This window comes from Streptomyces enissocaesilis (genome assembly GCF_039533765.1).
Lineage (GTDB): Bacteria > Actinomycetota > Actinomycetes > Streptomycetales > Streptomycetaceae > Streptomyces > Streptomyces enissocaesilis.
Genome location: NZ_BAAAUD010000034.1, coordinates 86,536 through 99,393, shown reverse-complemented (window position 1 = coordinate 99,393; position 12,858 = coordinate 86,536). Strand labels below are relative to the sequence as shown.

The 12,858-nt window shown below is 71.1% G+C and carries 8 protein-coding genes and 1 pseudogene; 3 read left to right on the top strand and 6 right to left on the bottom strand.

Annotated elements, in window-relative coordinates; genetic code table 11:
- Nucleotides 1–75: 75 nt before the first annotated feature.
- On the bottom strand, nucleotides 76–2,298 hold the full coding sequence (locus ABD374_RS15610; RefSeq protein WP_344495553.1) for an NADP-dependent isocitrate dehydrogenase: 2,223 nt from the start codon (nucleotides 2,296–2,298) through the stop codon (nucleotides 76–78).
- A gap of 236 nt (nucleotides 2,299–2,534) precedes the next feature.
- On the opposite strand from ABD374_RS15610, the gene ABD374_RS15605 reads away from it, so the two are divergent.
- Together ABD374_RS15605 and ABD374_RS15600 are read left to right on the top strand one after the other, a co-directional pair.
- Nucleotides 2,535–3,560, top strand: coding sequence for a LacI family DNA-binding transcriptional regulator (locus tag ABD374_RS15605; RefSeq protein WP_425577249.1), 1,026 nt, complete (start codon nucleotides 2,535–2,537; stop codon nucleotides 3,558–3,560).
- A 593-nt stretch (nucleotides 3,561–4,153) separates the two neighbouring features.
- On the top strand, nucleotides 4,154–5,299 hold the full coding sequence (locus ABD374_RS15600) for a glycoside hydrolase family 12 protein (protein WP_344495551.1): 1,146 nt from the start codon (nucleotides 4,154–4,156) through the stop codon (nucleotides 5,297–5,299).
- Nucleotides 5,300–5,536: 237 nt separating this feature from the next.
- Here the strand turns inward: ABD374_RS15600 and ABD374_RS34640 are convergent.
- A pseudogene (locus ABD374_RS34640) lies at nucleotides 5,537–5,632 on the bottom strand (hypothetical protein); the annotation flags it as partial.
- A 599-nt stretch (nucleotides 5,633–6,231) separates the two neighbouring features.
- On the opposite strand from ABD374_RS34640, the gene ABD374_RS15590 reads away from it, so the two are divergent.
- Complete coding sequence (locus tag ABD374_RS15590) at nucleotides 6,232–7,122, top strand: SDR family oxidoreductase (protein ID WP_344495547.1); 891 nt, start codon at nucleotides 6,232–6,234, stop codon at nucleotides 7,120–7,122.
- Nucleotides 7,123–7,175: 53 nt separating this feature from the next.
- Here ABD374_RS15590 and ABD374_RS15585 read toward each other — a convergent pair whose 3' ends face one another.
- The 4 genes from ABD374_RS15585 to ABD374_RS15570 form a co-directional block, all read right to left on the bottom strand.
- Nucleotides 7,176–7,973 (bottom strand): SDR family NAD(P)-dependent oxidoreductase, encoded by a 798-nt coding sequence (locus tag ABD374_RS15585; protein WP_344495545.1) that lies wholly within the window; start codon nucleotides 7,971–7,973, stop codon nucleotides 7,176–7,178.
- Nucleotides 7,974–8,697: 724 nt separating this feature from the next.
- The gene (locus ABD374_RS15580) at nucleotides 8,698–11,079 is read right to left on the bottom strand and encodes a beta-xylosidase/alpha-l-arabinosidase (RefSeq protein ID WP_344495543.1); all 2,382 of its coding nucleotides are present in this window, start codon (nucleotides 11,077–11,079) and stop codon (nucleotides 8,698–8,700) included.
- On the bottom strand, nucleotides 11,076–11,894 hold the full coding sequence (locus ABD374_RS15575) for a carbohydrate ABC transporter permease (protein ID WP_344495541.1): 819 nt from the start codon (nucleotides 11,892–11,894) through the stop codon (nucleotides 11,076–11,078). Before ABD374_RS15575 ends, ABD374_RS15580 begins: the two co-directional genes overlap by 4 nt.
- Nucleotides 11,894–12,856, bottom strand: coding sequence for a carbohydrate ABC transporter permease (locus ABD374_RS15570; RefSeq protein ID WP_344495539.1), 963 nt, complete (start codon nucleotides 12,854–12,856; stop codon nucleotides 11,894–11,896). Before ABD374_RS15570 ends, ABD374_RS15575 begins: the two co-directional genes overlap by 1 nt.
- Between the last annotated feature and the right edge of the window lie 2 nt (nucleotides 12,857–12,858).

The following is a 12,858-nucleotide window of genomic DNA, read 5'->3' as shown; positions in this document are numbered from 1 at the left end:
GGACCGCCCCGGCCGACGTGGGACGTCGGCCGGGGCGGAACAGGACCAGGAACGGTCCGAAGCGGTACCGTCGCGTCAGGCGAGGGTCGCGAGGGCCTGGTTGAAGGTCTTCGACGGACGCATCACGGCCTCGGCCTTGGCCGCGTCGGGCCGGTAGTAGCCGCCGATGTCGGCCGGCGAGCCCTGCACCGCGATCAGCTCGTCGACGATGGTCCGCTCCTGCTCGGCCAGCGTCGCGGCGAGAGCGGCGAACGCCTCGGCGAGCTGCGCGTCCTCGGTCTGCTTCGCCAGCTCCTGCGCCCAGTACAGCGACAGGTAGAAGTGGCTGCCGCGGTTGTCGATGCCACCGAGGCGGCGGCTCGGCGACTTGTCCTCCTCCAGGAAGGTCGCCGTCGCGCGGTCGAGGGTGTCGGCGAGCACCTGGGCGCGCGCGTTGCCCGTGGTCTGCGCGAGGTGCTCGAAGCTGACCGCGAGCGCGAGGAACTCGCCCAGGCTGTCCCAGCGCAGGTAGTTCTCCTTGACGAGCTGCTGGACGTGCTTGGGCGCGGAGCCGCCGGCGCCGGTCTCGAACAGGCCGCCGCCGTTCATGAGCGGGACGACCGACAGCATCTTCGCGCTCGTGCCGAGCTCGAGGATCGGGAACAGGTCGGTGAGGTAGTCACGCAGGACGTTGCCGGTGACCGAGATCGTGTCCTCGCCGCGGCGGATGCGCTCCAGGGAGAAGGCGGTCGCCTCGACCGGGGACATGATCTCGATCTGGAGGCCCTCGGTGTCGTGCTCGGCGAGGTACGTCCTGACCTTGGCGATCAGCTGCGCGTCGTGCGCGCGGGTCTCGTCGAGCCAGAAGACGGCCGGGACGCCGGTCGCGCGGGCGCGGGTGACGGCCAGCTTGACCCAGTCCTGGATCGGCAGGTCCTTGGTCTGGCACATGCGGAAGATGTCGCCCGCGCCGACGGCCTGCTCCAGCACGGCGTTGCCGGCCGCGTCGACGACCCGGACGGTGCCCGTGGCCGGGATCTCGAAGGTCTTGTCGTGGCTGCCGTACTCCTCGGCCTTCTGGGCCATCAGGCCGACGTTCGGCACCGAGCCCATCGTGGCCGGGTCGAACGCGCCGTTCGCGCGGCAGTCGTCGATGACGACCTGGTAGATGCCGGCGTAACTGCTGTCCGGGAGGACCGCGAGGGTGTCGGCCTCCTGGCCGTCCGGGCCCCACATGTGGCCGGAGGTGCGGATCATCGCCGGCATGGAGGCGTCGACGATGACGTCGCTCGGTACGTGCAGGTTGGTGATGCCCTTGTCGGAGTCGACCATGGCGAGGGCCGGACCCTCGGCGAGTTCGGCCTCGAAGGACGCCTTGATCTCGGCGCCGATGTGCGGCACCGAGTCCAGGCCCTTGAGGATGCCGCCGAGGCCGTCGTTGGGCGACAGACCGGCGGCGACGAGCGCCTCGCCGTACTTCGCGAAGGTCTTCGGGAAGAAGGCGCGCACCACGTGGCCGAAGATGATCGGGTCGGAGACCTTCATCATCGTGGCCTTCAGGTGCACGGAGAACAGGATGCCCTCGGCCTTGGCGCGGGCGACCTGCGCCGTGAAGAACTCGCGCAGGGCCGCGACGCGCATGACGGCCGCGTCGACGACCTCGCCCGCCTGGACGGGCACCGACTCGCGCAGGACGGTCGTGGCGCCGTCGTCACCCACGAGCTCGATGCGCAGGGAGCCCTCCTCGGAGATGACGGCGGACTTCTCGGTGGAGCGGAAGTCGTCGGCGTCCATGTGCGCGACGTTCGTCTTCGAGTCGGCGGTCCAGGCGCCCATGCGGTGCGGGTGCTTCCTGGCGTAGTTCTTGACCGAAGCGGGGGCGCGGCGGTCGGAGTTGCCCTCGCGCAGCACGGGGTTGACGGCGCTGCCCTTGACCTTGTCGTACCGCGCGCGGACGTCCCTGTCCTCGTCGGTCTTCGGGTCGTCCGGGTAGTCCGGCAGCGCGTAGCCCTGCTCCTGGAGCTCGGCGACAGCGGCCTTCAACTGCGGGATCGAGGCCGAGATGTTCGGAAGCTTGATGATGTTCGCGCCGGGCGTCTTGGCCAGCTCACCGAGCTCGGCGAGCGCGTCCTCGATGCGCTGGCTCTCCTTGAGGTGCTCGGGGAAACTGGCGATGATGCGCCCCGCCAGCGAGATGTCGCGGCTCTCCACCGTGACCCCGGCCGTCGAGGCGTAGGCCTCGACCACAGGCAAGAACGAATACGTCGCCAGGGCCGGGGCCTCGTCGGTGTGTGTGTAGATGATGGTCGAGTCAGTCACCGGGTGCTCCGCTCCACGTCTGCAACATTGCTTGACATCAAGATATCTCCTGACCGCCCCCCTCTCGACAGGGCCCTGCCCCGACATCGGGGCAGAAACCCGCCACCGGGCGAGGAACGCACCGACGAATGCGATCAACTGGTTGGGGAGGGAGCGCTTCCGGTGATTCGATGTGACTGTCCCCCTGCCAACAGGTGATCCGGGGACCGGAATATCGCTCCTGGAGGTCGCGCGCGATGGTGGCGAAAGGACGCACGGGTCCGCCCACGCTCGAGGAGGTGGCCGCGTTCGCGGGCGTCGGGCGGGGCACGGTGTCCCGTGTCATCAACAACGCGCCCGGCGTGAGGACCGAGACACGGCTGGTGGTCGAACAGGCGATAGCCGAGCTGGGCTACGTCCCCAACCACGCCGCCCGTGCGCTGGCCGGGAGCCGTACCGACGCGGTGGCGCTGGTGATCACGGAGACGGAGCGGCGCTTCTTCGCGGAGCCGTTCTTCTCCGAGATCGTCCACGCGGTCGGCGCGGGGCTGGCCGACACCGAGATCCAGTTGCTCCTCACGCTGGTGCGCACCGAGAAGGAACGGCAGCGGTTCGTGCAGTACGCGCGGGCCGGCCGGGTGGACGGGGTGCTGCTGGTGTCCGTGCACGGCAGCGACCCGCTCCCCGACATGCTCGCCGAACTGGAGCTGCCGACCGTGCTCAGCGGCCGGCGCTCCGGCGACGAGTCGGTGTCGTACGTCGACTCCGACAACGTCGGCGGCGCCCGGTCGGCGGTGCGCTACCTGGCGGACTCGGGACGGCGCGCCATCGCGACGGTCACCGGACCGCCGGACATGTACGTCGCGCAGTGCCGGCTCCGCGGCTACCAGGAGGCGATACGGCAGTCCTTCGGGGAGGCGGACCCGTCGTGGATCGCGCAGGGCGACTTCACCGAGGAGAGCGGACGCCGGGCCATGGCCGAGCTCCTGCACCGCCATCCGGACCTCGACGCGGTGTTCGCCGCCTCCGACATCATGGCCGCGGGCGCCCTGCACACCCTGCGCGCGGCGGGCCGCCGGGTGCCCGAGGACGTGGCCGTCGTGGGGTTCGACGACTCCCCCCTCGCCCAGCACACCGATCCGCAACTGACCACCGTGCGCCAGCCGGTGGAGGAGATGGGCCGCGCCATGGCACGGGTGCTGCTGGAGGACATCGAGGCGCCGAGCGCGGCCTGGCGTCACGTCATCCTGCGCACCAAGCTGGTGCGGCGCGCCTCGGCCTGAGCGGGAGCCCGCGGCGATGCCGGAGCCGCGGGGCACGATGTCCGGCCGGGGGACGACCGGTGGGGAGACGTCATGACCGCTGGGCTCGACGCGTACATGAGCGCTACGGAGACGGGGGCACGGACCCGGCGCCCCCTCGCCCCGGGCAAGGCACGGGGTGGGGCGGGCCCTGGTACGGGAGCGACGTCCGGGCTCCGACCGAGGAAGGCGGGGGGACGGGCCCGTACGGGGTGAAGCCCTGCGGGCTCGGCCTGCGCGCCGGCCGAGGAAGCGCCCTGCGCCCGGCCGGTCGCCTCCTGGCGTGGGCATTCGCCTCGGCGGGCAGCGCGGCGACCGCTTCGCCGGGCCCGTCCGCGCAGGGGCCCGGCTGCGCGCGGGGCGGTGCCACGTGCCGTCCGCCGCCCTCGGACACCCTGCGCAGGGCGCCCGAGGTGCCTCCGCCCCGCCGGCCGGCCCCGACGGTGCGCCGGTCCGGCGGGACCTCCCGTACCGTCTTGCCAGCGCCCCGGAAGGTCCCTACAGTCCAGCCCGGAACAGATGGTGGGAGCGCTCCCAACTCCCCCACCGCCGCCCCTCCCCACCGAAAGGTCCCCATGAGACCGCTACAGCGCTGTGTCCGGTCCGTCCGGTCCGCCCGCGTCGCCCTCATGACGATGCTGGTGGCCTTGGCGTCACTGGCCGCTCTCGTGACGACGGCAGGGCCCGCCCAGGCCGACACCCTGATATGCGACCAGTACGGTTCCACCACCATCCAGGGCCGCTACGTGGTCCAGAACAACCGCTGGGGCACCACCGCCACCCAGTGCGTCAACGCGACCGCGACCGGGTTCGAGCTCACCCGCGCCGACGGGTCCGTCCCGACCAACGGGGCGCCCAAGTCGTACCCGTCCGTCTACAACGGCTGCCACTACACGAACTGCTCCCCCGGGACCAGCCTGCCGATGCAGGTGAGCTCGATCAGCAGCGCGCCGAGCAGCATCTCCTACGGGTACGTCAGCAACGCGGTCTACAACGCGTCGTACGACATCTGGCTCGACCCGACGCCCAGGAAGGACGGCGTGAGCCGGACCGAGATCATGATCTGGTTCAACCGGGTGGGTCCGATCCAGCCGATCGGTTCCAGGACCGGCACGGCCACCGTGGGCGGCCGCACCTGGGAAGTCTGGACCGGCAGCAACGGCTCCAACGACGTCATCTCGTTCGTGGCGCCCTCGGCGATCGCCGGCTGGAGCTTCGACGTGATGGACTTCGTCGATGAGACCGTCGCCCGTGGGATGGCCCAGCCGTCGTGGTACATCACCAGCGTGCAGGCCGGATTCGAGCCCTGGGAGAACGGGGCCGGCCTGAAGGTCCAGTCCTTCTCCTCCACCGTGAACGGCGGTGGCAGTGGTCCGGGCGGCCCGGGCGGTCCCGGAACCCCGGGCGCCTGCCGGGTCGCCTACGGCACCAACGTGTGGCCGGGCGGCTTCACCGCCGAGGTGACCGTCACCAACACGAGTGCGGCGCCCGTCAACGGCTGGAAGGTGACCTTCGGCCTCCCCGCCGGCCAGAGCGTCACCCAGACCTGGAACGCCGCCATCACCCCGTCCTCCGGGACGGTGACCGCGACGAACACCGGCTCCAACGCACTGATCACGGCGGGCGGCAGCCAGTCCTTCGGCTTCCAGGGCACCTACACGGGGACCTTCACCAAGCCGACGCAGTTCAGCCTCAACGGAACCGCGTGCACCGTGGCCTGACCGGCTGGGACAAGGACAGGGAGACGGAACGACCCACGAAAGCCGCTCCGCCCGCCGAGTGGGCGGAGCGGCCTCTTCGTACCGGCTGCTCATACCGGCTGTCCGTCCCGGCTCCTCCTCCGGCCGGTGGCGCACCATGCGACTGGTCCGCGGGATGCCCGGCGGGGCCCCGCCGGGCACCGTGAAGCCGTACGGCGTGGTGGCTCCGGGCGGGAGGAAGCCGTTCCAGGCGGCGCTGGAGACGGTGATCGTGGTGCCACTGCCGTCGAGCCTGCCGTTCCACGCCGTGCCGACGCGCCGGTCGTCCGGCAGAGAGGCGTGGTCCGTCCGCACCGGCGACCGGGGTGGTCGGTGCGGCGACCCGCGGCTTCACCTGTGAGCAGTCCGGCGCCGCGCAGTCGCAGAACGCGCCGACCGAGGCGGATCCGCCGTCGCGGATGAAGGAGCAGCGCGCCGAGACCTTGCCCAGGCCGAGCGCAAAGAAGCCGGTGCTGACCACCTGCAGACCCGCCCGGACGGAGTTGTCCGTGGCGGACCCGCCGTTGTTCTTGTACCGGATCTTCAGCGCGCCCGAGGGGTCGCCGCCTCCGGCCCCGGTCGTCACGCCCGGCGCCGGCCGACGACGTCGGTGGCGTGGTGCCGGAGAGGCCCGCCGCGCCGGGCAGCACGGCGGTGGCGGTGGTCGCGGCCCTGGCCGCCGGCCCTCTTCGTTTCCTTCTCCGGCTCTGGTGCGTCATGTGCGGTCTCCCTGTCGGCAGAGGGCGGGGTGGCGGACGGGCGCGCTCCCAGCCACGGTGCGGCATCAAGGAAGCAGCGGGTAACGCCCAGGTCAATGCACATGCCAAGCCGATCAGTTCCATGCCCCCAGGTTCGAAAATCCTGCTTCGGGGAACGCGAGGATGGTCAAAACCCACCCCCACCGGGAGAACGTCATGAGTGAAGAGAGCCGCGAGACCGAAAACCCCGTCACGAAGCATCCCCAGCCGAAGCTCCCGGACCAGGAGCAGGCGCATCCCGGCTGGACGGGCCCGATGGACCCCCCGCCCGACCACGGCGAGGACTCCTACCGGGGAAGCGGGCACCTGGAGGGCATGGCGGCAGTGGTGACCGGCGGAGACTCGGGGATCGGGCGGGCGGTGTGCCTGGCCTTCGCGCGTGAGGGCGCCGACGTCCTGTTCACGCACCTCCCGGAGGAGGAGCAGGAGGCCGCGACCACCTCACGGCTCGTCGAGAAAGCGGGCCGCAGGGCCGTCGCGGTGAGCTGCGACATCCGGGACGAGGAGCAGTGCCGTGCGCTCGTCGACCGGGCGGTCGCGGAATTCGGCCGGATCGACATCCTGGTGAACAACGCCGCCTACCAGATGTCCCAGCCGGACGGGATCGGCTCCATCACCACCGAGCAGTTCGACCGGGTCATGAAGACCAATCTCTACGGCATGTTCTGGCTGTCGAAGATGGCCCTCCCCCACATCCCCGAGGGCGGCTCCATCATCAACTCCGCCTCCGTCCAGGCGTACAAGCCCAGCCCCCATCTGCTCGACTACGCCATGACGAAGTCGGCCATCGTCGCCTTCACCCAGGGAATGGCGCAGATGCTGGCGTCCAGCGGCATCCGCGTCAACGCCGTCGCCCCCGGCCCGGTCTGGACACCGCTGATCCCGGCGACCATGCCGGACACCACGGAGTTCGGGAAGCAGTCACCCCTGGGCCGCCCGGCGCAGCCGGCCGAAATGGCCCCGGCCTACGTGTTCCTCGCCTCCCCGCAGGCGAGCTACATCACGGCCGAGATCGTCAACGCCACCGGAGGCACGCCCCTGCCGTAACCGCGTGCCGCGACGGCGCCCGCGAACCGCACCCGTGAGCCACGTCGCGGCGCTCACTTCCCTTCGCCGGATCCGGGTTCCGCCGCCTTCCGGTGTGCGGCCGCCTTGACGCTGTCGGGGACGACCCTGCTCACGACGGCTTGCGCCTTGGTCTTCGCCGAGCCCGCCACGGCCTTCCTCCTGCCGGCCATCAGCGCCTCGAAGCCCTGCCTCGCCACCTGTTCGGGGTCGTCCTTCTTCTGCCGCCCGATCCGGGTGTCCTGCAGGCCGGCCCGGTGGAAGAAGCGCGTCTCCGTGACGCCGGGCATGACCGACGTGACCGTCACTCCGGTGTCTTCGAGTTCGTTCCGCAGTGCCTGGGCGAACGACTGGACGAAGGACTTGGAGGCGTTGTACACGGCCTGGAACGGGCCGGGCACCGTCGCGGCGACGGACGACATGAACAGGAGCCTCCCCTCGCCGCGAGCGACCATGTCCGGCAGCAGCCCCTTCGCCAGCCGCACGGTGGAGGTGATGTTCAGGTCGATGACGCGCAGCTCGCCGGCGAGTTCCGTGTCGAGGAAGGCCCCGCCCTGCCCGACGCCGGCGTTGAGCGCGGCGGCGGCGACGGGACGCCCGGTCGCCGCGACGGCGTCCAGCAGCCGTTCGACCCCGTCCGGTGCGGTCAGATCGGTCCGCACGGTGTGCACGCCGGCCCCATGGGCCCGTACTTCGTCCGCGGCGATGCCCAGTCCGAGGTCTTCGGCGGCCAGCACGAGGTCGAACCCGTTTTCGGCGAATTGCTTGGCCAGCTCGAAACCGATTCCGCTGGAGGCACCGGTGACGACGGCCAGAGGTCTGGTCTCGTTCATGCGGGGCGGGTACCCCTCCGCGGATCACCGTATCGATATGCCTCTTCTGCCTTACGCGAGACCGGCACGGCGTGCGTCGCGCACACGCCGGCGGCTGACGCGGGTGGCGTGACCGCGAGCGTGCCCGGGCCCGCCCGGTGCCAGTACCAATGCCAGTACCAGGCCGGTGGCGGCGGCCAGGACACGGCACCCAGGAGTGACCACGCGGGTCCGGAACACGTCGTTGCCGGAACCGGGACTCCTTGACATTCTGGTCGGCGCGTTCTCTTCGGATTCTTGAAGAGTTTTCCTCCATATCCGCAGGTCAGAGCGGTTGTTAGATGAGCGCAGCGGCAGGGCGGAAGGCATCCGGCGGTCAGCGCGACCACTGCGCGGCGCTCGGCGTGGAGCCGGCCGCTTCGGCCGGGCAGCTCACTTCGGCCTACCGCCGGCCGGTACGCGCGCTGCTCCCCGACGCCAGCCCCGGCACTGCTCCCGGCCCCGGCGAGCCGGCGGTGGGCGGCCGGCTCGCCGATGCCGTGGCCGGCCGGCCGTGGTGGCAGTGGACGATCCGGCCCGGCGGCCCGGCTCTCTCCGTTCGGATCACCCGGTTTACCGCTGACCGGTACCCGCCTGCGTGGAGCCGACCCGGAGGTCACGGTGCACGGCGTACTCGTCAAGACGTGTGAGGGCGTCTGAGAGCGGAGCGGCTCTGCCCCCGGGCGAGCCGCTCCGCCGCCGGTCCTCAGGCGCCGGGCCCGGCGGCCCGGCAGAAGCGCGCGTGGAGCTGCCGGGTGTGGTCCACGTACCGGGGGGCGCCGGTGAGCAGGACCGTCGTGGTGAGGCGGGGGTCGGTGCTGGACGCGGCGAGGCGCAGTTCCAGCTCTCCCGGCTCGACGACGCGTCGTCCGTCGCGGCCGGTGAACGAGGCGACGTCGGCCGGGACCGTCACCGTCAGCCGGCACGACTCGCCCGGCCCCAGCCGCACCCGTGTGTAGCCGATGAGGCGCTGCACCGGCTGCACGACCGAGGCCACCGGGTCGTGCAGGTACAGCTGCACGACTTCGGTGCCTTCCCGGTCACCGGTGTTGCGTACCGAGAGGGCGAGGGCGAAGGAGCCGTCCGTACCGCTCTCCCCGTTCTCGACGGTGAGAGCGCTCCAGGTGAAGGCGGTGTACGACAGGCCGTGTCCGAAGGCGAAGGCAGCGGTCGGGTCGATGCTGGAGACCTCGGTGGCCTGGCCCAGCCGGGGCGCCAGATAGGTGGAGGGCTGTGCGCCGGGGCCGCGTGGCACGCTGACGGGCAGCCGGCCGGACGGGTTCGTCCGCCCGCTGAGCACCTGCGCCATGGCCGTGGCGCCCTCCGCACCGGGGAAGAAGGACTGCACGATCGCGGCCGCCTCGTCCACGGCGCGGCCGAGCGTGTACGGCCGCCCGGCGAACAGGGTGGTCACGACCGGTGTGCCGGTGTCGAGCAACGCGTCGAGCAGCGCCTGCTGCACGCCGGGCAGCGCGAGGGAGTCGGCGTCGCACCCTTCGCCGCTGGTGCCGCGGCCGAAGAGCCCGGCCCGGTCCCCCAGCGCCGCGACGACGACGTCGGCGCCCCGTGCGAGCCGGACGGCCTCGGCGAAGCCGGACGTGTCGTCGCCGTCGACCTCCGCGCCGCGCGAGGTGACGATCTCCGTACCGGGAAACTCCAGCCGCAGGGTCTCGCGCAGGGTCGGCAGGCTGATCCCGGCCGGGATCTCCGGGTGGAGGACGCCGACGTGGACCGGGAAGGAGTAGCAGCCGAGGACGGCCGTCGGTTCGTCGGCGTTGGGGCCCACGAGCGCGATCCTGCGCGGCCGTTCGAGGGGCAGCGTGCCGTCGTTGCTGAGCAGCACCATCGCCTGCTGGGCGACCTCCCGCGCCAGTTCCCTGTTCGCGTACGAGTCCAGGTCGACCGTGCCGCGCAGCGCCGCCGTGTCGTCGAGGCCGGCCCCGGCCAGCGCCGGGGGCACGGGGCTCCACCCGGCGTCGAGCAGCCCGAGCTGGGCCTTCTGGGCGAGCACCCGGTACAGGGCCCGGTCGACGAGGGCTTCGGGGACCCGTCCGGTGGAGACGGCCTCCAGCAGCGGTTCCCCGAACGTCTTCACGGTGGGCAGTTCGACGTCGACGCCGGCGCGCAGTGCGGCGCCCGCGGCCTCGGCCCAGTCGCCCGTGACCCCGTGCAGCGTCGTGAGGAAGGCGATGCCGAAGTAGTCGGCGACGACCGTGCCCGTGAAGCCCCAGGTGTCGCGGAGCAGTCCGGTCAGCAGGTGTTCGTCGGCCGTGGCGGGGACGCCGTCGGCGTCGGTGTAGGCGGCCATGACCGATCGGGCCCCGCTCTCGCGCACCGCCATCTCGAACGGCGCGAGCAGGACGTCGGCGCGCTCCCGGGTCCCCAGGGAGACGGGGGCGAGATTGCGTCCGGCGCGGGAGGCGGAGTAGCCCACGAAGTGCTTGAGGGTCGCGACGATCCCGGCGGACTCCAGGCCCTGGATGTACGCGGTGGCCACGGTGCCGACGAGGTAGGGGTCCTCGCCGATGGTCTCCTCTACGCGGCCCCAGCGGGCGTCCCGCACCACGTCCAGGACGGGGGCGAGGCCCTGGTGCACGCCGACGGACCGCATGTCCGCACCGATGGCCGCGGCCATGCGGCGTATCAGGGAGGGATTGAAGGTGGCTCCCCAGGACAGCGGTACGGGGTACGCGGTCGCTTTCCAGGCGGCGAAGCCGGCGAGGCACTCCTCGTGGGCCAGGGCGGGGAGGGAGAAGCGGTTCGCGGCGATGATCCGCGCCTGCGTACGCAGGAGGGAGAGGGCGCCCAGGGCGGGGTCGACGGGGGCGGTGCCGAACGGGCGCGTCAGCTGTCCGAGGCCGCTCGGCAGGAGGGCGTCGAGGTCGGCGGACTCCTCCATGTCGTGCTGGTAGGGAGCCACTTCGCCGCCCTCGTCCGACGCGCCGACCCAGACGCCGAAGAGCTGGGCGACCTTCTCTTCGAGGGTCATGGCGGCGATCAGGGCACGGACCCGTGTGTCGGTGTCGTGAGCGGGATCGTTCCAGATGGGAGTGACGGGGATTGTCTCAACTGCCACGTTGGCGGTCACTTTCCTCCGACGCCCATGAGGCCCTGGACCAGGGCACGACGGGCGAACAGGTAGACGAGCAGGACGGGAACCGTCGACAGCACCACGGCGGCCAGCAGCCCGGGGATGTTGATGCCGTACTCGGTTTGGAAGTTGTAGAGACCCAGCGTGATCAGCTTGGTGGATTCGGACTGGGTCAGGACGAGGGGGAACAGGAAGCCGTTCCACGCCTGGAGCGCGGAGAACACCACGATCGTCGACAGCCCGCCCTTCGAGAGCGGGAGGACGAGCCGGAAGAAGATCTGCCGCGGCGGGGCACCGTCGATGGCCATGGCCTCGTAGAGCTCGGGGGAGATGTCGCGCATGGCGCCGCTGAGGATCAGCGCGGAGATCGGCAGGCAGAAGGCGGCGGTGGGCAGGACGACGCCGATGAGGTTGTCGTACAGACCCGCCTTGCTGATGAGGTAGAACATCGGGACGATCACGGCCTGGGCCGGAATGGCCAGGCCCAGCAGGAAGAGCCGGAAGATTCCCGAGGTGATCCTGGAACGGCTGCGTACGATGGCGAACGCCAGTGGCGGCACCAGCAGCAGCACCAGCGCGATCACGCTCGCGGTGACGACGAACGTGTTGACCAGGTACTGCCCGAACCCGCTGGAGAAGGCCCCGGTGTAGTTGTCGAAGGTGAAGTCCCCGGGAAGGGCCAGCGGTCCGTTGCGGGCGTACTCGGGCCTGGTCTGCACGGTCGCGGCGAGCATCACGTACAGCGGCAGGCCGACGAGGAGGAGCCAGACGAGTGAGCCCGCGCCGGCCGGGTAATTGGGACGTCGCCTCATCACAGACCTTCCATGGCGCTGCGCATCTTGTCGTAGCCGGACACGCGCACCACGATCAGCGAGATGACCGTCGCGGCGACGACCAGGACGAGGGCGACGGCCGCGCCGGCTCCGAAGTCGAAGCTCTTGAACGCCTTTTGGTACATGTAGTACGCGCTGATCGTGGTGTCGGTCCCCGGGCCTCCCTGGGTCAGGATGAGGACCGTCTCGAAGGTGGTGAGCCCGCCGACGACCATCAGGATCATCGAGGTGATGACGGTGTTGCGCAGCTGCGGCAGGGTGATGTGGAAGAACTGGCGGTACCGGCCGGCGCCGTCGATCTCCGCGGCCTGGTAGAGCACCTGGGGAACGGCCCGCGCTGCTCCCTGGTAGAGCAGCGTGTGGAACGGCGTGAACTGCCAGGTGCTCACGAAGGCCAGCACGCCGATGGCGGTGGCCTGGCCGCCGAACAGGTTGCCGTCGCCGAACAGCCACGTGGCCTCGGACGGCACACCGAAGTTCGGGTCGAGCAGGGCCCGCCACAGTACGGACACCGCGGTGGAGGAGAGCAGGAGCGGGATGAAGTAAATGGCCGACAGCACCGCGCGGTTGCGCTGCTGCCCCGCCGCCCAGACGCCGAGCAGGATGCTCAGCGGCGTCTGGACCGCCACACCGAGCACGGTGATCAGGAGGCTCAGCCAGATGCTTTTGGCCATGACGGGGTCGTCGAGGATCCTGGTCCAGTTGTCCAGACCGACGAACTCGGGCGATCCGAGACCGCTCCAGCTCGTGAAGGACAGGACGGCGACCATGAGCAGCGGGACGATCGCGAAGAGCGCGAAGAACACCGTGGCGGGGATCGCCCAGGCGAATCCCGGGCGGCCCACCTGAGCGGCGGCGGCGCGCGCACTCCGCGACCGGGACCGGGACCGGGGCCCGCCGGTCGTGGTGGAGGGACGGAGGCTTGTCGTCTGTGTGGTCATGG